The 22,802-nt window shown below is 49.1% G+C and carries 16 protein-coding genes; 10 read left to right on the top strand and 6 right to left on the bottom strand.

Annotation, left to right across the window (positions count from 1 at the left end; all coding sequences use genetic code 11):
- Nucleotides 1-793 precede the first annotated feature (793 nt).
- The 3 genes from CWB98_RS17235 to CWB98_RS17225 form a co-directional block, all read right to left on the bottom strand.
- A complete protein-coding gene (locus tag CWB98_RS17235) occupies nucleotides 794-3,007 on the bottom strand; it encodes a winged helix-turn-helix domain-containing protein (RefSeq protein ID WP_138545983.1) in 2,214 nt (737 codons plus the stop codon).
- Between the two features lie 458 nt (nucleotides 3,008-3,465).
- Complete coding sequence (locus CWB98_RS17230) at nucleotides 3,466-4,659, bottom strand: hypothetical protein (RefSeq protein ID WP_138545982.1); 1,194 nt, start codon at nucleotides 4,657-4,659, stop codon at nucleotides 3,466-3,468.
- A 93-nt stretch (nucleotides 4,660-4,752) separates the two neighbouring features.
- Nucleotides 4,753-5,652 carry a response regulator gene (locus tag CWB98_RS17225; RefSeq protein WP_138545981.1) on the bottom strand — a complete coding sequence of 300 codons (900 nt, stop codon included), beginning with the start codon at nucleotides 5,650-5,652 and terminating at the stop codon, nucleotides 4,753-4,755.
- A 99-nt stretch (nucleotides 5,653-5,751) separates the two neighbouring features.
- Here CWB98_RS17225 and CWB98_RS17220 point away from each other — a divergent pair, with 99 nt between their 5' ends.
- From CWB98_RS17220 to CWB98_RS17190, 7 genes are all read left to right on the top strand, one after another.
- Nucleotides 5,752-6,522: a chromosome partitioning protein ParA gene (locus CWB98_RS17220; protein ID WP_138545980.1), complete on the top strand. Its 771-nt coding sequence runs from the start codon at nucleotides 5,752-5,754 to the stop codon at nucleotides 6,520-6,522.
- A 110-nt stretch (nucleotides 6,523-6,632) separates the two neighbouring features.
- A complete protein-coding gene (locus CWB98_RS17215; protein WP_138545979.1) occupies nucleotides 6,633-10,499 on the top strand; it encodes a two-component regulator propeller domain-containing protein in 3,867 nt (1,288 codons plus the stop codon).
- A gap of 82 nt (nucleotides 10,500-10,581) precedes the next feature.
- A complete protein-coding gene (locus CWB98_RS17210) occupies nucleotides 10,582-10,902 on the top strand; it encodes a hypothetical protein (protein WP_249364708.1) in 321 nt (106 codons plus the stop codon).
- 363 nt (nucleotides 10,903-11,265) lie between these two features.
- Nucleotides 11,266-11,958, top strand: a complete 693-nt coding sequence (locus CWB98_RS17205; protein WP_138545978.1) for an AzlC family ABC transporter permease — start codon at nucleotides 11,266-11,268, stop codon at nucleotides 11,956-11,958.
- A 10-nt stretch (nucleotides 11,959-11,968) separates the two neighbouring features.
- Nucleotides 11,969-12,280 carry an AzlD domain-containing protein gene (locus CWB98_RS17200; RefSeq protein WP_138545977.1) on the top strand — a complete coding sequence of 104 codons (312 nt, stop codon included), beginning with the start codon at nucleotides 11,969-11,971 and terminating at the stop codon, nucleotides 12,278-12,280.
- A gap of 53 nt (nucleotides 12,281-12,333) precedes the next feature.
- Nucleotides 12,334-12,585, top strand: coding sequence for a 2Fe-2S iron-sulfur cluster-binding protein (locus tag CWB98_RS17195; protein WP_138545976.1), 252 nt, complete (start codon nucleotides 12,334-12,336; stop codon nucleotides 12,583-12,585).
- Between the two features lie 14 nt (nucleotides 12,586-12,599).
- On the top strand, nucleotides 12,600-13,763 hold the full coding sequence (locus tag CWB98_RS17190; protein ID WP_138545975.1) for a fatty acid desaturase: 1,164 nt from the start codon (nucleotides 12,600-12,602) through the stop codon (nucleotides 13,761-13,763).
- A 68-nt stretch (nucleotides 13,764-13,831) separates the two neighbouring features.
- Here the strand turns inward: CWB98_RS17190 and CWB98_RS17185 are convergent, their stop codons facing one another.
- Nucleotides 13,832-16,348, bottom strand: a complete 2,517-nt coding sequence (locus CWB98_RS17185; RefSeq protein ID WP_171045691.1) for a M1 family aminopeptidase — start codon at nucleotides 16,346-16,348, stop codon at nucleotides 13,832-13,834.
- A 265-nt stretch (nucleotides 16,349-16,613) separates the two neighbouring features.
- Between CWB98_RS17185 and CWB98_RS24645 the strand changes: the two genes are divergently transcribed.
- A complete protein-coding gene (locus tag CWB98_RS24645) occupies nucleotides 16,614-18,614 on the top strand; it encodes a S8 family serine peptidase (protein WP_138545973.1) in 2,001 nt (666 codons plus the stop codon).
- A gap of 54 nt (nucleotides 18,615-18,668) precedes the next feature.
- On the opposite strand, the gene CWB98_RS17175 is transcribed toward CWB98_RS24645, so the two are convergent.
- Nucleotides 18,669-19,022 carry a winged helix-turn-helix transcriptional regulator gene (locus tag CWB98_RS17175; RefSeq protein ID WP_138545972.1) on the bottom strand — a complete coding sequence of 118 codons (354 nt, stop codon included), beginning with the start codon at nucleotides 19,020-19,022 and terminating at the stop codon, nucleotides 18,669-18,671.
- Nucleotides 19,023-19,198: 176 nt separating this feature from the next.
- Here CWB98_RS17175 and CWB98_RS17170 point away from each other — a divergent pair, with 176 nt between their 5' ends.
- Entirely contained in the window at nucleotides 19,199-20,206 is a 1,008-nt protein-coding gene (locus tag CWB98_RS17170) for an MBL fold metallo-hydrolase (protein ID WP_138545971.1), read from the top strand.
- Between the two features lie 143 nt (nucleotides 20,207-20,349).
- On the top strand, nucleotides 20,350-21,777 hold the full coding sequence (locus tag CWB98_RS17165; protein WP_138545970.1) for an MFS transporter: 1,428 nt from the start codon (nucleotides 20,350-20,352) through the stop codon (nucleotides 21,775-21,777).
- A 46-nt stretch (nucleotides 21,778-21,823) separates the two neighbouring features.
- On the opposite strand, the gene CWB98_RS17160 is transcribed toward CWB98_RS17165, so the two are convergent.
- Nucleotides 21,824-22,639 (bottom strand): MBL fold metallo-hydrolase, encoded by an 816-nt coding sequence (locus tag CWB98_RS17160; protein WP_171045690.1) that lies wholly within the window; start codon nucleotides 22,637-22,639, stop codon nucleotides 21,824-21,826.
- Nucleotides 22,640-22,802 lie beyond the last annotated feature (163 nt).

The following is a 22,802-nucleotide window of genomic DNA, read 5'->3' as shown; positions in this document are numbered from 1 at the left end:
CACCGCTGGAACTCACTCCTTGATAATCATCGACCTTTCCTTGTGAACATCTGGGACACATAACTACGGATGGCAGGCACTCACCCTATGCTTCCAACACCATGACTGTTGCTCTCCTTGTGTTGGTCCAGATCTATATATTATTATTATTATTCCACCTGATTATTGCTAAATCAGCAACAAGCGTACTCGAATTAACTACGAAATAACTCTGCAGTACGTTCTGAGCCAACACCAGACACTCCTTTAACGCTCCTTCGAGGCCTGGTACTTACTTCTTCCTTTCCTTGCAAGAAGCTTTGCCCGTAAATCACTTACCTCCCTTGGTTGTGCTGGCAAACTGCGCCAGATTACAGACTAAGTTACAACCATTCATCAATCCTTGTCCGGTTGTTGTTAACTCGGTTAAAACTATAGAAATTTATCTCAACTTTCGAAACAACTGTTACATCTCTTTTTTATAACCAAAAATATAACCATATATATCAATGATTTAAGCAGATAATTTTAAGGTGGAATTTTTCAGGCACTGAAATATAAATCACTCAGGCTTGTCCACATCGTACGGGTCGGCACAAGATGAACCAATACAAATCCAAATTGGCCACCTCTCGCCTGAGTCTCGAGCTGAAACGGAGGATGAGGAAAACGTCCCGATAAGTAAAATAGACAGGGTAAATACAGTGGTTGTTATTTTGTTCACACTAAGGTTCCTTTCATTTTTGTAAGTAGATCTTAAGAGAGAACACACGAGAGCAGTTGAACTGAGTGCGGCCCTCTTTCAGGGATTATCTTAATGTTTTATTGTGGTTGTAGCAATAGAAGTGTTGTTTATTTGAACAGACATAGACAGAGTTTTTTCGCCTTTTTGATCTGTTGAAATGGCAGGATAGAAGGCAAAAAGGCGCTCAGAAAATTGACTATGCTCTCCAGTTCGCCAGTTGAGCTTGTGCAGGTGGGTATGGCGCTCATCAAACGCCGTCCATATAATATGATCACCCCGGATATACCATCGACAGATATGTCTGAAATCAATAGGGTGGCCTAAAGCTTGTCCTGGCTCCTTGAGATCTGAGAAATAGAAAAGTTTTGCGTCAATCGGCTCAGCCGCAATATAGCCGCTCCCCGCGGCGCGTATAGAGCGGTAACCCGGCAGCATCAAACGACTTGTTTTTGTCTGGATATTATAGCTTTGTATTTCCCATTCACCGACGACATTAACACCGTAATAGATATGCTTTCCATCGAGACTAAAGGCCGCATCACTGCTCGTTTCCTTGGACGAGGTGATATAATCTACCTGTCCCCGATCAAAGGAGTAAAACGCCAGTTTAGGACCCTCTTTCATCAAGATACCACCCGCTTCATAGGAAACATCGAGCAACAATAAACGCTCTTCCGTAGTATAATATGGTTCAACTTCTTGAGTACCCAGTGTCATGCGTCCAATGGTCATTACGCCATCTTCTAATGTCCTGACCCACCTATGCTGCTCTGAGCGTGTATCATATAACATGCTGACAACTTCTGGCGCTGTATCAATGGTCTGTTGAGCTGTCAGTTCATCACCCAAGGTATGTTCGATATAAAGGCGATTTGCTCGGGTCGTCTCTTTCTGTAGAAGAATTATTTCTTCACCATTATGCGTGTTAAACCCTCTTAATAATCGCTCACTGTCGTCAATCACTTGGAGGTGTTCGCCGGTGATACTATCTATTCTGACCACGCCACCGCTGCCTAACACTAAGATATATCTGTCACTTTTCCACTCTACCCCTAACAAATTATATTTACTGGTGTATACCAGCGTTTCTTCTTTAGTGGCTAAATCAAACAATAGAATATGAAACTGGCCTTTTATTTGCTTCATTAGCGCCAGTTTTTTCTTATCTGGCGACAAGCTTACGTCTATCAATATTTCGCTAGCGTCGCTGAGTGCCAGCATCCGGGTGTATTTTCGTGTCGGGATATCCAGCGCATAGAGCGTCATTTCACTTTCCAGATCAACCAGCATGGGTAGTAAAATTTCTGAGGAGTGTCTGCCCCGCGAAGGGCCGCCAATCGCCACGACACCTTCGATCAAAGTGACCTTGCCAGACTCGGGATCGCCTAGCGTCAAAGGCAGTAGCTCCATTGACATTTTTCCTTCATTTACATCACTGTAAATTAGTACTTTGTCATTCTGCGCGAACTGGACAAACATGGCGTTGGAAGCATGGAATGTCAGCTGTCTGGTTTTGTTGTTCTGTTTGTCTAATAAAAAGACTTGTCTGTCTTCATCCTCAGAGGTCCGCCCCGTAAACGCAATAAATCGACCATCTTCTGATACAGACAGCGCCTCTTTGTCACCATTAAATTCCGTGATGTGCTCAAGCTCATCAACTTTAACCACCTGAATTTCCTGGATATAACGAACAACAGCCTCATATTTTACCCAGCCTACAAACATAGCAATCACAGTAGCCAATATGAGCAGAACATTAAATTTCCAGCTTTGCCAGGTACGCTCCTTAGGGGGAGATGCTAACTGAGCAGGTTCAGAGACAGGTGGCAATGACTGGGGAGGTTCAGAGGATACAAGCGGCTCGGAGGCGACACCAGATAATGTATCAGGCGGGCTTGCAACCGTCGACTCTTCAGGTCCATCAGAGGACACACAAGGTTCCAACGCATCGACGGGGGCAATCTCACAGACGAGCTTATAACCGCGCTTGGAGACCGATTTAACATAGCGCGCGTTGGCAATGTCGTTGTCACCCAGGATCAGCCGAAGTTTCTTAGCGGCACTGCGTACAGCAGTGTCCGAAACGATACGATCTGACCAGACTTGTTGGTGCAATTCTTCAATACTCACGTATCTGTCGCGATTGTCATACAAATACAGTAACAACGCCATGACCTTGGGTTCTATCGAAACCTCTTGGCTATCAAGGTATAAAACCTGATCACCCAGATCCAGAACAAAAGCACCAAGTTTAGTCAGTTTAGTATCTGTTAATGAAGACATGTCACCCAATCAAAGTGGTCAAATTTCATGAAATAGACAAACAAAGAGACGATTAACCTTTATTAAAATCGCATTATTATTGCCAGTATGCAGGCAATAGGCGCACGCATTATTCTATTATAAGAGTGAATTACTGTTTCAAATCGTCACCGTTCTCAAGATTAGCAGGGAAGAGAAACCAAGTTCAACTAAAACCTGCTAAACGTATTTCTGTGAGCGTTAAAACTTATTGCAAGTATGTCTAACTATTTCAAAATACACAATTCTATAGATGAATCCCCACTTATGCGCATAAATAATTCAACTTTCGATATTCCTTTTCCCCCCTGCCAGTAGCAACCGCTAACATGCCAATTTCCCCGTGCTATTCACCACTTTAAAGAAACTCATAAGGGGATAAATCCAGCCTTGTCACAAACATAACTCCCTTGCATTGTGTGCAAAGCTTAATGGGATGATCAAACGCAGACATTTGTATAGATATTTATTGCATCACTGCGGGCAAAGCTCAGTGCAACCTTGTTGGGTAAGATAAACGCGGCAGAGGTAGGTGCTTGTGCACCCTGCGCATCAAGCAGGGATAAAAACTGCCACTGTTCACCCTGTATACGGGAAAATATGTAAACCTGGCCGGTAGACTCCGACAGAGCCAGCATACATTGCCCCATGGGATCAAAAGCCAGCCGAGAAATGGCAGCCAGTGACTGGCCTTCAGGTCCCCTTAATTCACCAGAGTGTTTATAGTGACCCTGTGGATCAGGGCTATAGACCAATACTCCGTGTTTTTGTGCCACCAGCAGCACCTCGGTCTGTGGCACAAACGCCACGAACATAGGCGCTGTCAGCGCCACTTGATGGGCTATAGGGAATGTTTGTTGCAACACCAGCGACTGGGCATCAGAGCCATCAAAGATAGCCACCTGATTAGCCTGCATGCCCGCAACCGCCACTTTGCGACCACTGCCGGAAAGCGCCACAGAAACGGCTCCGCCCAGTGCACTCACCTGCTCAGCACGAACGGTTTGACCAGTACGCAACTGATCCTCAGAGGTAAGTTGAACTAAAGCCTGCGACACATTGGCAGCAACATAACTAACACCATCGGCGTTACCCGCAATCGCATATGGACCCAAAAGAGCCAGCCGATCCTCAGCTGCAGTGATTGGTTTGTGCTGTCTGAATACGCGTTTTGCATCTATCCTATCTGATAAATAAGACAGCAAAACCAGCTTACCATCCCGCTGCAAGCGAAACTGCGCAGCGGCACCACTGTAGAAACTGACCACCTGAATGTCCCGGTTCATACCGGAAAACGTCATATCCGATGCCCCTATTAACATGCCCTGCGCCTTACTGCCCGAGATCATATCCAGCATAGTCAGGGCCCCGTCGTCAGCAACGCGATACGCTGCCAGGGCGTCATCATCCGCACTGACCGCGTAAAGCACTTTTCGGGATTCATCGAAGAGCAGGCGCCGTACATTATCCAGCCCGTCGATGCCATTTTGGTTGTCTACATAGCGATGTATCAAAGCAACATCAGGCAAGCGCTCATTGACTACGGAGCATCCCGCTACGACACAACTCAAACCAGTGATCATTAAAAAGTGGTGCAGCCAGTGCTTTGCTGCGACAGAGTTAAATAGCACCATCCCTCCTGCGGACAATAGGTTATTCCGTTGCTTTGCGATAGAACCAGAGCAAACCAGCCCACGTTCATGGTTGCGAATTGATTCACCCAGGCATTAAACCCCGACAATCAGCATTTTTCCCTGAGCCATGCCCTCGCGCTCACAGCTTAAGTCCAGGCGACTATCGAGTGGGTACTGATACAAACGCTCTAGCTTAGGGTGGCGCTGATACAAAAAAGTACAACTTCGGACAAACAGGCTCATTTTGCTTTGTTTATCCAAAAATGCATAGGCCGTTTTAGACAATGCCTCTTTACAGGCCGTCATAATTTCCGGATTCACCTGATTTAAATGAATGGCATTGTGTGCTTCCTCTTGCGGGATCACTTGCAAACTACTGGCAAGCACACAGGCTGCGTAGACATCCAGTACCCCTATCACTCTGGGTTTCTGGCTGCCACGCTCTGCATACACCACCATGACACAAGGAACTTTGCTTTCATCCAGCTGTTGAGCCTTGATGGGTTTTAAGATCAGTGAGTCGCTGATGTTTTTCTGCATCAGGCGCTCCAGCATATCGGTTTTAGGTAGTGCCAGCTCTTCTCTGAGTGGCACCGCCTCATCCTCAGCGATCACTTCATTGGCCTCTAGTTCAAGCACCAGTGGCATAATCGCGCTGCGCAGTGCATCGTCACTAAAAGGTTTGGACAAAAAAAACGCGCAACCCAAAGAGTTGGCATATTCTATCTGTGCGGCGTCATCGACTGTAGATATCATCGCTACCGGCAGCTCTGGGTGACTGACGCGCAGAGTTTCAAGCAGCTCGATGCCTGTTTTGTCCGGCATATGCCAGTCAGTCAGGATGATCTGCGGCTGCCAGCTATCAATCTGCTCCAATGCATCATCCACACGGCTGGCACAGCGCAAAAACAGCTTTCGGTATTCAAACTGTTGTAAAGCACGCCGGATGATTTCGCAGGTCGCATGGCTATCGTCAACGATCAGAACTTTCACTCTTTACCCTAACGCAATTATTCTTGTTAAGTATAGGCAGAATTTTCAACGAAAACTAAACTTATCTCATTGATAAACAAAAGCGGCGTATCACAGCTTATGGTTCCTCTCGAAGTTTACCAATACGTAGCGCTGAATGTCGGGCTGCTGATCCTGGCTGCCTGGTTCTATATTTTACTATTGATTTTAAGAGAGTTTCGCCAGTTTGCCGGGACTTTTTTAAACCACAAACAAGCCTCGCCAGACAACGACGAACTGCTTGCACAATGCCGCGAATCAGTGACCCGGGCCAGCCAGTTTACTCAGCAGCACAGCAAAACCATTGCGGAACTTTTACAGGTGCAAATGACGCTCGAAAATCAGCTCTCCCAGATCCGTGCATCAACTGCGGATCACATTACCAAAGAAGAGCAGGGGTCAATTAATGAGCTGAACAAAAAGCTCATCCGCTCTCATAAGCTCATCAAGCGACTGAAAGGTGAACTGGATAACAGCGGTAAAAAACTGCGCCATGTCAGCTCCAAACTGGAACATCAATTCCAGTCCGCCGACACTCTGCGCCAGGCAAATACTCAGTTACAGGAAGAGCTGGAACAGCTTAAACAGGACAAAACAGGCTCATCCGCCAATGTAATGAGTGACCAGCAAACCCAAACTTTACTGAATCAGTACAAACGGCAAATCGAGGAACAAAATCAGCTGATAGATCAGTTGTCGGTCGAACATGAAGGAGACAACAGCAGTGCCGAAGTTGCAGCCCTGAAAGCGGAGCTAGACCAAACCCGACAAAAGCTAAAACATCTCAGTAAAGAGAAGAACTTCGTGGAAAGTCGCTATCTTGAAGCCATTAAACACACTAAATCTGAGTAACCAGAACCGCATCATGAAACCGGTCACATTCGTGCAACCACAGACAGCTCATCTATACTGGATAACAGCTGATTGGTATCACCTTAAGAGGTTGCGACTGAGGAATGTAAGTGAATAGTTTGCTCTGTCCAAAACTCACCCTGATTTGTCTGCTGCTGTATCTCTGCCCGATATCGGCCAGGCCAGCAACGTCTGCACCACAAACAAACCCCGCCTTTTTTGAGCTCGGTGAGTTAATTTTTCAGACCATAGGCGACAACGAACAGATCCCTAAAGGGGTTGTCACGGCTCTGGCACAGGATCCCCAGGGCTTTATCTGGATAGGCACGCAATTTGGCCTGATCCGCCACGATGGATATCGATTTATGCCGTTTCAGCATGCCCCAAATGATATAACCACCTTATCTGGCAATTTTGTGCGCTCCCTGTGGGCTGCCAGGGATGGTAAGGTCTGGGTAGGGACTTTTTCAGACGGCGTCTCAGTATACGACCCGCAGCACAACTCTTTTAAGCGCTTTGAGCATAACCGCACTGACTCAGCAAGCCTGTCTCACAATACCGTTCGGTCGTTGACCGGTGACAATCGGGGTAATGTGTATGTTGCCACTGACAATGGACTCAACCATATTGATACCCGGACCAGTGACGTGACACGGCTGACCATTCAGGGATGTGACACTGTACTCAAGGTACCGCGTCTGCGCTCCGTCTTGCTCACCGGCAAAGGCACCCTCTGGCTTGGCAGTAAAACCGGCTTATGCCGCATCACCTTGCCTGCTGTTAAAATCCCGGAGCAGGCAAACTGGCACCAGCCCCTTAAAGGAGAAACGCAGGCGGCGTTCAATGGTCAGAATGTGTTTCGTCTCTTTCAGGGGGCCAATCAATCCATCTGGGTGGGCACCACAGATCACGGGGCCGCCTTTTTTTCTCCAGACTCCTTAGAAGTGACGCGGATTACCCATCGCCCCAATGACCCGAACAGCCTCAGTCATCACTGGGTGAACGGCATTGTCCAACCCAGCGACAAGGAAATCTGGCTGAGTACCTCCGGAGGTGGGATCACTGTGGTAAATGCCCACAATGGCACCGTGATCCGCCACATTCGTCACGACCCGCTCAACCCCTACAGCATCAACCTTGATTCTATGGGGGCTATGCTCGTTGATGCATCGGGGTTAATCTGGGCAGGCACCTGGGGCAATGGGCTCAATCGACATAACCCACATAACAGCGCGTTCAGAACCTTTGTCAGACGTCTATCGTACCCACATTCACTCAGTCATGTGGATGTAAGAAGTTTTGCCGAGCTGAATAATGGAGAGATCTGGGTCGGAAATGCGCAAACAGGGATCGATGTCATTGACCCTGAGGTGGGTGTTATAACCAGCCACCATCCGGATCCTACCAACCCAAGTAAACTTGCCGAAGGCTATGCCAGGGTGATACGCCAAACCTATGATGGCAGCATCTGGGTTGGCACCGCCAATAAAGGGCTACACCATTTCTCCCAGAAAACTCAGCGCTTTACGCGTTACACCAGGGCCGATGGCCTGCCTGGATATCAGGTCGTCACATTACAGGAAACGCCCACAGGGCAACTCTGGGTTGGCACAGGTGAAGGGCTGGCTCTGATGGATATCAGCACACGCCAATTACAGCCACTGACCCCCTTTAACAATCACGAGATTTTGCAGGGCAAATCCGTACTGACCATGGCCTACGTCGCCCCTCAGCAGTTATGGATTGGCACACGTAATGGTTTGTTTACACTGGATTTAAAAGAAAAAACCATCACTGAGATCAGCGCTCAAAATGGTACCACGGACACGCTGTCAGACAATTATATCAGCAGTTTACTCGTCGATAGCCAGGCACGGCTTCTTGTTGCCACCCCGCATGGACTCGACAGGCTGGTTCGCTACGACCAGGGGCTTGCCGAGTTCGAGTCTCTGGATCAACTGGTGGATCGCCCCACAGGCACCGCAGGCAACCTGCTGGAAGATGCACAAGGGCGGATCTGGAATGGCTACGGCTGGCTGGACCCAGACAACCGCCGATTTGAGGACCTGGGTGTCGCCGATGACTGGGACACCGGCACCATGTGGACAGGGTCATACGCTAAGTTGCGTGACGGCACACTATTATTTGGAGGCACAAAAGGTATCCTGCTACTGCGCCCTGAACGCTGGGTACCCTGGACTTACCAGCCTCCACTGGTCATGAGTGAACTTGCCATTAACAATCAACCAGTTACCGTGACTGATAAATTAATCCTGCCTCCCGATGCCCGCAGTTTCTCTGTCGAATTTGCGGCGCTGGATTACACCGCCCCACAAAGCAACCGCTATGCCTATCAATTAACGGGATATGATGAAAACTGGATCCAGGCGGATGCCAGCAAACGCCATATCACCTACACCCGATTGCCACCCGGGCAGTATCAGCTCAGGATCAAAGGCACCAATCGCAAGGGGCAATGGAGTGAACACCAGATCAACCTGAGTGTCACTCAGTTACCAGCCTGGTATGAAACTCTGTGGTTCCGAATAGCGGGTATACTTCTGCTCGCTGTACTACTCTATCTGGCCTACCTGTGGCGGATCCGTGACCTAACGCAGCAACAGATCGCACTCGATGAGCTGGTGCACTCGCGCACTGAAAACATTTCTATGTTGGGTACTATAGGCAAAGACATCACTTCCACCTTGGATCTGTCTTCCGTCCTTGAGCGGGTTTATAAACATGTCAATGAGTTAATGGTTGCAGATGTGTTTGTAGTTGGGATCCTCGATGAGCCGAATCAGCGAATTTCTTGCCAGCTTGCCATTGAAAAAGGCCAAACACTGCCCGCCTTTGAATATGCCCTGTCCGACACCCAACGCCCGGCAGTATGGTGTATCACCCATCAAAAGGAGCTCCGGGTTAATCAGATATCGGAGCTTACTCGCTATGTTAATCACATAGCACCGCCGGTCAGCGGCGCCGAGAGTGAATCTCTGGTCTATCTGCCATTGATTATTGATACCCGGATAATAGGCTGCTTAACTGTGCAAAGTTTTCAGCCGCATGCCTTCAGCGACAACGACGTACAGATGTTACGTACCATAGCCAACTACACAGCCATCGCACTGGCCAATGCCGACTCTGTTGCCCAGCTGGAAAGCACCTTTGCGCAACTAAAAACCGCCCATGAAGACCTCAAAGTAACCCAACAACAGTTAGTCCAGCAGGAAAAAATGGCGGGACTTGGTCGACTGGTCTCTGGGGTTGCTCATGAGATCAATACGCCTTTGGGCATTGGCATTACCGCAGGTTCTTATGCCAGCAAGGCGCTCTCGGAATGCGAGCAAAAGCTGGCCTCCGGCAAACTGACCAAAGACAATCTAGAGCAGTTTATGGCTTTGCTGAAAGAAAGCCTGCAACTGCTCGAATCCAACCTGAATCGTGCGGCTCAGTTAGTTAAGAACTTCAAACAGGTGGCTGTCGACCAGTCCATTGAAGAGCTGAGCACCATTAATCTGCCAGACTACCTGAACGACGTACTGACCAGTTTGCACCCTAAATGGAAGCATACCCAGGTCTCAGTGCAAACCGACTTTCCCGGTGAGGCAAGTATATCGACCTACCCTGGCGCCATTGCCCAGATCCTGACAAACCTGGTGGATAATGCCATTAAGCATGGCTTTGATGAGGGCAGCCAACCCGGCACAGTCAGCATTTCGCTCACCGCCAGTGAGGATCAGATCACCTGGATTGTGTCCGATGACGGTGCAGGCATGAGTGAAGATACCCTCAGCAAAGTCTTCGAGCCGTTTTATACCACCCGACGCAGCAACGGTGGCACCGGACTTGGGATGCACATTGTCTTTAATATCGTCACTCAAAAGCTCAAAGGCACCATAGAGTGCCACAGTGAGGCGGGTCAAGGATGTCGCTACACCATAATCCTCCCAAACACCCTCGAAAGAGCCGAATGACACCGTTTGCACCCACTTGACGACAAAAACACGGCACGCTAAAACAGTAACAACCTACTTACCCGGATAAAAGGACTCCCCAATGAATACCAAATTGATATTAGCACTTTCGCTGTTACTGCCACTTGCACCATCGGCAATGGCGGCAAAAGGAGTGGGCATGGTTGAACGTATCTACCCCACCGAGACCAGAGTTAACTTTCGACTGAAAGGAGATGAATGCAAAAGAGACGCAAGCAATGGTAACACCTACTGGTACTACGAACTGTCTGATGGTGCTGCTGACATTAATACTGCCATGCTGCTGTCAGCTGCTGCAACCGGGACAATAATCAAAATTGGCTACCCTTCCTGCGAGCCAGACAAAAGTCAAAAAATCCATTATTTGTATCAAGACTATTAACCCCGTTGGCCAGGCAACATAACAGCTTGCTTGGCCCTCCTTTAAAGCAGCTCAGGCTCCGAATAAACGCCCCAGCAAACCACTTGTAAGTATTTATTTAAATTAAATTTTTCTTACAAACCACAAAACTAACAACACTTCAAAAAACACAATAATAAATATATTGCAACATTGAAAATATTTTGTTTTATTTCTGGGTAATTATTGTTGCACTCGGGTTCTATTCAGGGTACATTTTCCCGCAAAAAAACAGCAAAGATCATCAACCTCAGCGAAATAAAGCCGTTCAGTCATGATCGTGGTCCGCTTAGGTTGTTACATTCATAAACAAGTTAGGTAGACACCATGAGCACGGAGCGAACGATGAGTACACCGCCAGCCAGATCACTCAGGCTGGCCGCATTTTTTGATATTCTACCCCTGTCTATTGCCGTCATCCCCTGGGGCATTTTATGTGGCTCACTGGCAATACAAGTGGGGCTGAGCCCTTTACAATCCCAATTAATGTCACTGCTGGTGTTTGCCGGTGCGGCACAACTTTCCTCTTTAACCATAGTTGGTGCCAGCGGTGGGATCGCCACTATTTTGGGTAGTACAGCGGTGATCAGTTCACGCCATCTGCTGTATTCCGCCACCTTCCGTAACAGTGCCATCGCACTGCCACTGCATCACAAAATGCTTATGGCCTTTTTGCTCACCGATGAAATGTTTGCGGTCACGGAAAACAAACGCAAAGAGCTGGGTCGCTTTCCGCTGGATTATGCGCTGATTTCGGGGGCCACTTTCTATGTTATCTGGAACCTGTCTACGCTGGCGGGCATTGTGGCCGGCACCAGCATTCCCAACCTCGAAAGCCTGGGGCTGGAGTTTGCCATTGCCGCAACCTTTATCGCCATGGTGGTACCCAATATAAAATCGTCCCCCGTGTTAGTCGCAGTCCTGGTATCGGCGTTTTGCGCGGTGCTGTTTCACAAACTCGATGTACCCAATGACCTGCTGCTCTCCGCACTAATCGGCATGGTCGTGGGGTATAGCCTGGACAAAGAAGCACTGTAGGAGCGCAATAATGAGTTATGACCTGATCCTGTTAATGGCCTTGATCACCTTTTTCATGCGTTACGCCTTTTTTATGGAAAAGCTGCCCATCAAACTCGACCTGAGAGTGCAACGCTTTTTGAGCTTTACCGCGCCCTGCATTCTAACCGCCATGGCGGCACCCATTGTATTTGGCGAGGTGGCGTTCTCGACCGAGGACATCACCAACCCCTTTTTACTCGCCGGTATTATCGCTGTCGTATTAAGCCTGCTGGTAAAAAATACCTTATTCGTTGTGCTGGCCAGTATGGGGGTGTTCTTTTCTCTAAAAACCATGCTCTGACAACAACTTATTAAAGCCACTTTAAAACACAGCATTAAGCTAAAGGAGATAGTATGTTTTTTAAAAGAAGCAAAAAGTTCACGATAAAAGTGAACAATTCACAGGTGCAAGGAAAGGAAAGTAAGACCATCCTGGATACCATCTTGCGCTCCAATGAAATCAATTTCAAATACAGCTGCGGCTCGGGCGAATGTGGCCAGTGTCGCTATCACCTGGTGTCAGGTGAAGTTGAAAGCAACCCCAATGCCGGTGGTTATCTGGCATGCCAAAGCTACCCAAGATCAGACATTGAAATTATTCAGTAGAGTGAACTAAGACAATGAAACTAAATAAAGAGCAGAGTGCGTTAATCAGAGAGTCATACAACCGTACTCTTATTCCAAAATCGGTCGCCACCTGGCTTACCGGCAAGCCATGTGCCGGGCAGAAGCCACTATTTAAACTACACTGGACACTGTACGTTGCGTTTGTGCTGGCAATTTTCTTTCTTTCCTATATTGGCGGCTTTTACAATCAGGTTGCCGGTCAGAGCATTGGCATCATGTTACTGTGCTGGGCTGGTCTGGTATTTTCTACGCGCAGAATGGCGGCGGTTATTCTCCATCAGAGCGTTCACGAAAGGCTCAGTGGTAACGGCCTGTTTGATAAATTACTGGGCGACTTTGTGACGCTGCTAATGCTGACTCAGGATTATGAGACCTATAAAGTCGACCACTGTAAGATCCACCATGGTCCATTGACCTTTGCGACTAAGTATGACCCTATTGTGCAGTTTTTCTCGGTATTTGGTATAGATTTAGGTGCAAAAAAGCAGAACCTGTATCTAAATTTCTTTATCAGTATTTTTTCGCCAATCTTCCACCTGTCATTCTTTATTACCCGTCTGGGCTACAATATCAGCGCTGAGCGCAGCATCCGAAGCCTGCTGTCTATCGCCTACATTGCTGCCTTGCTGGCCGTACCTTATTATCTGACCGGTGGCTTCAGCGCTCTGTTCTTCGCCTTTATCGTGCCTGTGGTGTTCTTATATCAGATCAGTGCCTTCATAGAGATTTGCAGCGAGCACGCCTGGTTCGAAAATAATATTAAGAGCACAGAAGATCTGCTGGAAGACCCTTACTTCTACAGCGATATTTCGTGGGGACGCTTTTGTGGTTCTAAATATCCGGAAAAAGGCTTCATCAGCAAACTGAAATGGTATTTTGTGCAACTGTTTTATCATCTGCCTGTGCGTTTGTTCATTCTGGTGGGCGACTTACCTCAGCACGATTACCATCACCGCAAGCCACTCTGTTTTGACTGGGTAAATGCACGATATAACCGCGAAAAAGCGCTGTATAACCTTGCTGACGGTGAGCCTGAGTACATAGATATCTGGGGGATCCATAACGCCATCGAGCATGTGTTCGGGGTTGTGTCAGAAAAAGATCCTAATTACATCTCAGACTTCAATAGCTATTCAAAAGAGGCCCGGGGATCTTAACCTCTGGCTATCCGGAACAAGTGTGGCGGCTCTCTTTATCGCTGCACTTGCTCCAGTTAAAGAACACCTTACATAGCGGCAATATCATCCCGGGCTTTGCGGGTATCACGATGACAGCGGCGGATATGCTCCTCTACAATCGCCAGTTTCTTTTCCAGACCAGGGATCGTGAGCCAGTCAGCAAAAGTGCGTCTGAGCAGGGCGCTGTCTTGTTCGGAACATCCAGTGATAAAGTTATACGGGAACCACTGTAACTGGTCATCGGGGATCCGCGCCTGGATTTGTGCCTTGTGTTGCTGCAGATACTTGGCTGCAACGGGTCTCAGTAGCGGTTGGAATGCCGGAAACTGAAAGCGATAGTCGATCACAAAACTGCGTGTGGCCTCACTGAGCAAAAAATCATAAAACAGCGACACTTGCTGTGCATTGGCCACATACCCCAGCGAATCCAACAGATCTTCCTGTGTCGGACGGCTAAGTGTGTTGAACAGCTTTAATAAACCCTGATATTCGTCGTTACTGCTATTTTTGGCCAGTACCCGTAACACACTCGCGCGATGCCGGAGCTGATCGAGCGGCCTGCTGGCCGCATACTTACGGGCAAACCGGATCGCCTCGGGTGATTTAAGATACATCCCATAGAGCTCAAGCCAGCGACCACCTGTACTTTGCGTGAGCAGCGCCTGCCATGGGCGCTGCATGGGTAAATGCTGTGCCAGAAAACCCGCAAACTGTGGCTGCAAATGCGCGGGGACCTGGGCGACAAACGCATCTTTGAGTATATCCAGCGCTTTACTGGCCTCCAGACTATCGGCAGGCTGAGTGCATAATAACTCAATCAGCCCCTGAATATACCGGGTATAGTCCAGCAGACCCATTTTGGTCAGCGCTTCCTGGTTGTCCATATCAGCCAGCCTGTCGGCCATTGTGCGCCGCTCTATGGGAAAACGCGGGTTACCGGAGCGGTCGATATGACGAAAATATCCCACGCCTGCCGGGTCGATAAGCACGGCGTCCTGGGCGTCCGCGTCCACCTGTGGCAATAACATCGACGCTTCAGACAAGACAAGCCGCAGGGTTCTGACTTCATGACCATTCCAGAGCTTAAGCTGCAAGGGGATCGTCCAGCGTCTGTCTGCATCGACATGAAAGCTTTGCTGTGACAGCACTAACTTGTCATTTAGTTTGCTCAACGTGACCAACGGATAGCCTGATTGAGTCAGATAAGCGTCGACTATTTCAGCAACGCGCAGTGACTTGGGAAAGAGCCCGGTAAAATCGGCCGTCGTCGCATGACCGCCCTGATGTGCATCGACATATTGGCGCATCACCTGCCTGAGTGTGGCGTCACCAACGTGAGCCTCTAACATATTAAGCAGTGCCCGACCTTTGGTATAATATAACCCGCCGATACCTTCATTATCTGCCCGATCTCTGACGATGCGTTTCAGTGCCGGTGCACTGTGATTATCACCAATAAATGCGCTGTTCTGCGGAGTATAGGTACAGGCATCGTTGTCCGGGTAATAATTCGCCACCACTTTGGCGGCAAAGAACTCACTGAACGATTCATTCAGCCAGTAATCGTCGTACCATTGCATCGTGACATTATGGCCAAACCAGGTGTGAGCGACTTCATGGGCAATTAACTTACGAAAACGGCATAATTCTCCCGCACTGGCATCCGTACCGGGCAGTTGGTTGGTGTTCAGCGCAATCAGGCTGACATTTTCCATCCCCGCCAGCGTGCCTATCGGCGCGATAAAAAAATCGAGCCTGTCATAAGGAAACGGTGAATCAAGATACTCAGACAGGTAACTGATCGATTGATGGATAAGCGTACCCAGCTCAGCCGGTACGCTCTGACGCACATTTTTTGGCATATACGCCGTGGCCGGCACGCCCGCACCTTTAAGCTCAGTGGCATTAAACTCGCCGACCGCCAGTGCCAGCACATCGGTGTTGATCTTCGGTGTTGGCGCAAACCGGATCAGCTGCCTGCTGCCCTGTTGCAGCGTTTCAATCGGGCGTGTATTGTGCAATGCCTGCAAACCGGCAGGGATGTCTAAAGTCAGGGTGAACTCAGTTTTGATACCCGGATCATCGACAGCCGGAAACACTCTGCGTGCTTCCATCTCCTGAAACTGGGTAAACAAAGTAGGTGGTCCCTCGCCCCTACTCACCTCATATAATCCTTGTACCCTGCCCTGTTCCCCAACCAGACCGGTGAAGCGTATGGTCAGCTCAGCGCTTTCTTCAAGCTTAAAAGGTAAATTATGGCGCACAATATCAAACTCATCCGCGGCGATCACAGGGAGTAAAACCTGCTTGTCCTGATACGTCAGCTCAACCTGCTCAAGCGTTAGCCCAAGGGAATGATAAGCAATATAATCAACAGGTTGAGAAATTTTATATGTTAATTTTGTTTCTCCGCTAAAGGTGCGCTCGCCCGGTGTAATGGTGAGTGTTATCTGCTGTTGAGAGACTGAAAGTGCCTTTGCGATACGATAGTCCGCAGCCAGTACAGAATGCGCAAACAGCACCATCAATAGCACAAGAGATGCCACGCCTGATTTATAAGTCATTGTTATTATTTGATCCTTCCATTGTGATGTATTGATACTACGCCAAACCATATCGTCATAAAAGCACCTCAGCATGAGCGCGTACCCAAAACATTCATCATTTTTACGTATTTGTGTCATTTACATTAACAATGGGTTGCAAATGAAAACACCAAGGGGTAATTTGGTCCTTATTGGGGTACAAAATAAACAACAAGCAGGAAACCATTGCAACGGATGCAGCAAAAATAACAAGTAGCAACAACAAGAATCAGTAGGAAGTAACATGACCAAGACATTCAGACTCACCTCGTTAGCCCTTGCCTTATCGGCCCTGTCGTCAACCGCCGTCACCGCACAGGAAACCAAGCAGTACATTCTTAAACAAAGTGATTTAGCCATTTTTGCACCGCAAACAAGCCGCTTTGCCCGCGCAGCTATTGCGTATGACTTTGCCGCTGAGCCTGCAGCAGAAGTACTGTCGAACGATGATAATGGTACTGTGGTCACCATGGAGCTGACTGCTGAGCAGGTTGCGAAACTGAAAGCATCTGGCCAGTATGCCTACATTGAAGAAGATTATGAGTATGTACCTTTCTCTTCCACCAGCAGCGCGGAAGTATCACCATATGGCCTTGCTGAAGTTCAGGCACCGCTCCTGCAAGACACCAACGCAGATCTGTTTAAGGTCTGTGTGATTGACTCTGGCTATGATCTGGGCCACCCGGACCTGCCGCAAAACGCCACCGGCTTTACCGATCTGCCAGGCGGTCTGACCTGGTATCAGGATGGCTCCGGCCATGGTACCCACGTTGCTGGTACCATAGTGGCGCTGAAAAACGGCCAGGGTGTAGTGGGTGTGCTGCCCAATGATAAAATTGGCGTACATAACGTGCGCGTATTCGACAATGACGGCAAACAAGGTTTAACCTCTCGTATTGCCCGCGCCGTTGATAACTGTGTTGAAAATGGCGCTAAAGTCATCAATATGAGCTTAGGTGGTGGCAGCCCCAGCCAATATTTTCAGGAGCGTCTGCAGGCAGCCTACGACAAAGGCGTATTACTGATTGCAGCAGCCGGTAACGGCGGCGACGCGACCCTCAGCTACCCTGCCAGCTATGACACTGTGGTATCGGTGGCCAATATTGACGAAAACCGCGTTAAAAACAGCTCATCTCAGTACAATGCGCAGGTCGAGATTGCTGCACCTGGCACCAACGTTTTATCAACGGTACCGCGTGGCACCGGGGTTGCAGCAGGCGTCACCGCGAATGGGGTGTTTGTTAAAGGTGGCGGTATGACCAACTCGGTAGAAGGTAAGGTCAGTGCCGAACTCGTCGACTGTGGCCAGGGTCTGAGCGCCTGTGCGGCCACGCAAAGTGTGTGTTTAATTGAACGTGGTGGTGCATCCTTCAAAGACAAGGCGGCAAACTGCCAGGCCGGTGGTGGTGTGGCAGCCATAGTCTATAACAATGCCCCGGGTTCCTTTGGCGGTACGCTGGGTGACGGGGTACACGGTGTGACTATTCCGGTGATTTCTCTGTCTCAGGAAGACGGCACAGCCCTTCTGGCATCTGTGGGCAGCACGGTCGAAGTGCAACTTGAGGCTATTCTGGATTACGATGAAAAATCGGGTACGTCAATGGCCAGCCCGCATGTAGCCGGTGTTGCTGCTTTGGTCTGGAGCCAGCACCCAAGCTGTAGCAATGTCGATATCCGGAATGCCCTGAATGCCACTGCCATCGACTTAGGCTCGGCAGGTCGCGACCATGAATATGGCCATGGCTTGGTGCAGGCCAAGGCGGCGTCTGATTACATTACAACCAATGGCTGTAGCGGCACGCAGGAAAACCAGCTTCCGGTTGCCAGCTTTACCGCCAGCTGTACCGACCTTGCCTGTGGATTTAACGCCAGTGCCAGCCGTGATCCGGATGGACAGGTTGTTGCTTATGACTGGAATATCAACGGCTTTGCAACCACAGGTGTAAATGTGACCCATGCTTTTGCCAACGCCGGCAGCTATCAGGTATCACTGACAGTAACGGATGATACAGGTGCTACGCACACGGTCACCCAGTCAGTCTCTGTCACAGATGGCAATAACAATACTGGCTGTACCGGTCTGGAAACCTGGTCTGCCAGCAAGATTTACCGTTCAGGTAATGAAGTTGCCTACAATGGTCGCAAATATCACAGCAACTGGTGGCACCGTGGCAAAAACCCGGCACAAAACTCCAACGTGGGTAATGCCTGGAAAGTCTGGACTGATTTAGGCACTTGTAATTAAGCCTTTTCCGACAACTTATTGAGAGTAAAAAAGGCGACACTGAGATGTCGCCTTTTATGGCTTCTGCCGCCGTTGCCGCTGGCCCCACTCACATAGCATATCCAGAATTGGCCTGAGCTCATCTGACAACCCAGTACTGCTGTATTCCACTTTGGGCGGCACTTCTGCATACACCTCGCGAGAGACTAACCCATCTGCTTCCAGCTCTCGCAATTGCTGGGTCAGCATCTTTTGTGTGATTTTAGGAATGCGCTTTTTCAGCTCACCAAAACGCAGCGTATTATCGCGCAGGTGAAACAGAATGATCACCTTCCACTTGCCGCCGATCACGTTCATGACTGAGGTCATCGAACAGCCACCTAAATTAATGTCATTTTCTTCTGTGTGTAACGCCTTGTTTTTTGTCATTGGTTACCCCGGCCATACTAACTTACAAACTGGTGCTTACTTGATCTGAGTATATCTGAACTCTATAGTTTCCAAAAGATACTAAGGGCCATTTTGATACTTTTAAGTCTCGTTATAAGCACAGAGTGTGCTGACTGGCCCTGAGAAACGTAACACGATTGGATCAGGAACCCCCCATGAACACACCAAAATATGCTTTATTCGGCGCACTGGCGATGCTTTCAACCTTCACAACTCAGGCTGGTGATTTTATTTACAAGCCCGCCTCTGCCACTGAGATAGCAGTACACCATCAGAAAGTGGCTGGCAGCCACCGCGAGCGTTTTGTGAAACCTTATGAAGTGCAACGCCTGAGTCAGAACATCTACTGGATATCGGTTGCCAACTACAATGTCACCGCGGTAGTTGGTCAGCGCAGTGTATTGCTGATCGACGCCCCGCATGGCACAGGCAAACAACTGCTGGCAGCCATCAAGTCTTTCACCAACAAACCGCTGCATGGCATCGTCTATTCTCATGCCCATGCTGATCACGTGGGCGACTCACGGCTTATCCAGCAAGCACTGGCCGATACTCCCATTGAGATTTACGCCACCGCAGAGGTGCGTGATGCGCTGCATTCCCATAAGGTGACTGCGCCTGCCCCAGTCACTCAGCTCATTGGCGACACGTTTAACTTTGAAGGCCACACATTTAAAACATTTAGCAACTTTAATGGCCATACTCAGGACAACACCGCGTTATTAATTCAGGATCAGGAACGCACCATCATTCATGCCATCGATCTGGTTCACCCGGATCAACTGGAGTTTCGCAGTTTCTCGAACGTTGAAGACGCCATTGCCTACAAAAACGACATAGATACCCTGATGACACTGGACTGGGACGTGATGGTCACTGGCCACAGTAACCTGGGCTACAAAGCCGATGTCCAGTTTGTGCAGGACTATATTCGGGATGTGCAAACCTTTATCCATGCGGGACTGGCCAAAGCCCAGTTTGCCGAGCACTTTAAGGGCGAATCGCCATTCAGCTGGTACGCGGGCTACACAAATGAAATCATTGACTTTGCACACGCCAAAATGGCAGAAAAATACCGTAAAGGCAGAGAAGAAGAGTTTGATATTGTGGCCAAATCGCACGTCCGGGTGATGTTTTGGGCGATGTTTGCCCGGGCGCTGTAAGACTGTCGGTGTGTCGGGGGCCCGTGCCCCCGCACACCTTGAAATAAAGCGTCCGCACTCCCACTGCCAGCCCCAAAGTTTGCTAGTCAAAGCGCGATTCTTCATCTACTATGTGACTGTATTGACGCATAAATAATAATCAAATGAAATCATTCCCGTCGCTCTATTTTACCAATCTGTTTTTGATCGGTGGCACCGGTTTACTGACCACCTATCTGGCTTTGTACCTGGGCAAACAGGGGGTCTCCACCTTCTGGATAGGTTTACTGACCTCGTGCTATTACCTGGGCCTGTTACTGGGTTCCAAACTGGGTTATCACCTGATCAAATCAGTGGGGCATATCCGGACCTTCGCTGCCAGTACGGCCGCGGTCACAGCCTGTGTGGCTGCCCACGGGGTGAGCGATAACATTTATCTGTGGCTGGCACTGCGCTTATTTGTCGGGCTCGGGATGATGTGTAATTTCATGGTGCTGGAAAGCTGGTTAAATGAACAGGCCGCGCCGGAATCCCGTGGCCGGGTGTTCTCTTTTTACATGATCACCTCCTATCTGGGCATGGTAGCAGGACAATATGCACTGTCGCACTTTCCGGAGCTTGGCTATGCACCTTTGTTTTTGGTATGCATGGCACTGTCGGTGGGGATCATCCCGATTTCAACCACTCGCCGGATCCACCCTAAACCGCTCAAACCCATTCAGGTCAGTTTGTTTAGTTACATTCGCAAGGTGCCTCAGTCAATCACTGCGATTCTGTTTGCCGGGATCATCAATGGCAGTTTTTATGGCCTTGCCCCGACCTTCGCGCATTCATCAGGCTTTAATGCCCAGGAAATCGCCCTGTTTATGTCGATCACCATTTTTGCCGGACTCCTGGCACAGTGGCCAATGGGGGTGATCTCCGACAAAATTCGCCGCAGTATTCTGCTGCGTAGCAATGCTGTGATCATTGGCGTAGTAAGCCTGTTGTTGTTTTTGTTACCTACAACACAGCACACCGCCTATGTGTTAAGTTTTATCTTTGGCCTGTTTGCATTTACCTTATATCCGCTGTCATCTGCACTGGCAAACTCGCGCGTTGATGACGAAGATCGAGTTGGCGTTTCTTCGGCCCTGCTGGTTGCCTTTGGCGGCGGCGCCGCGCTGGGGTCGGCCATGAATGCACAGCTAATGGCGCAGTTTGGACACCAGGCACTGTATGCCTCCATAGCCCTGCTTACTGTGCTGATGTTTACTCTGCTTACTTACATCAACTCACGACAAAAAGCCGAACAGCCAGAACCCAGTGATTACGTGGTGGGTACGTCCGATGTGACTAACTCGCCGCTGGCCGCCACCATGGATCCGCGGATTGAAGAAACCACAGCCCACGAACAAATGCTGGTTGTGGATGAAGATGAGGCTGGCGACACACAACCCCGGGATTATGATCCTCAGGACCATGAAGCGGATGACGTACCTTGCGAAGACGACACGCCACCTGACAGTGCCACTGAGACACCTGACAGTGCCACTGAGACACCTGACGACATACACAGTGCACCCATTCCCTCCGTCAGCAATAAACAGTAAATTCGCGAGGCCAGTCTAACTGGCCTCATTAACTTTCCATTCTTGCTTATTTGTGGTTTTTAACCGTTTTTTCGGCGCTTTTTGCTTCATATCTCAAGGTTTTATGCTGGGGTGATAACATGGCCGCTGTCGGCAAATTTGCTGTCAGCCAGCCTGCAAAAGACGAAATGTTATCGGGCGGGATATGTAAAAACACAACCTGCCCAGCATTTAGTTTACTAAGTAATGATGCATAGTGAGGCTGTCGGCTCACCAACAGGTCGTAAATAAGCGCCACATCGATGCGCTGCTCGTCCAGTTTTAGCTCTGTAATTATGTCGTCGGTCAGCTCCCCATCTCCCACATGCAGCACTGTCCAGCCATTGATCTCGACGAGATAGGCATAATTTTGCACGGTATCGGCATGAGGTGCCATATGGGGAAAGTGCATCATAGTGACCTTAACACCATTCAATTCATAACGTTGAGACTGATATGCGGTGAGCACCCGAGTGTGCAGGCGCTCTGCATCAACTTGCCCGTTCAATGCCTCCACCACCTGTGGAGGGCCTAGCATCATAGTTGACGGGTGGCGCTGTAAATAACGCAATGCACGGGCTGGAGTAAAGTGATCGTCGTGCTGATGAGTGGCCATCGCCACTGCCGCACTGCGACTGTGCATGGCATCAAACTCCGAGTTCGACAGGGAAGTAAAAAACGTATGGGGACCAAACAATACATCTATCAGCACACTGTGCTCCCCGGATGACACCCTAACGCCGGCATTGCCCGCGTGCTCCAGCATCAGGGACGAGGCATGTCCCACCAGACTAGCAAGCAGTAAAGCACACCCCGCCACACTTTTGACTACACGACTATTCATGACTTGTTCTCCATTCAGTTGCTCGTAATATCCAGGCCACATCGGGCGCTGTCGGGCAAACTGTAGAGATCATTCAAAGCCATGTCTTAACGGCATTCTATTTTTGCCTGATAAGAAATTGAATATAAAACTTATCTATATCAAACAAAGAGAAAGACCAGGT

The sequence above is a fragment of the Pseudoalteromonas rubra genome, from assembly GCF_005887115.1.
GTDB classification, from domain to species: Bacteria; Pseudomonadota; Gammaproteobacteria; order Enterobacterales; family Alteromonadaceae; genus Pseudoalteromonas; species Pseudoalteromonas rubra_F.
This window is presented reverse-complemented; position numbering and strand designations above follow the sequence as displayed.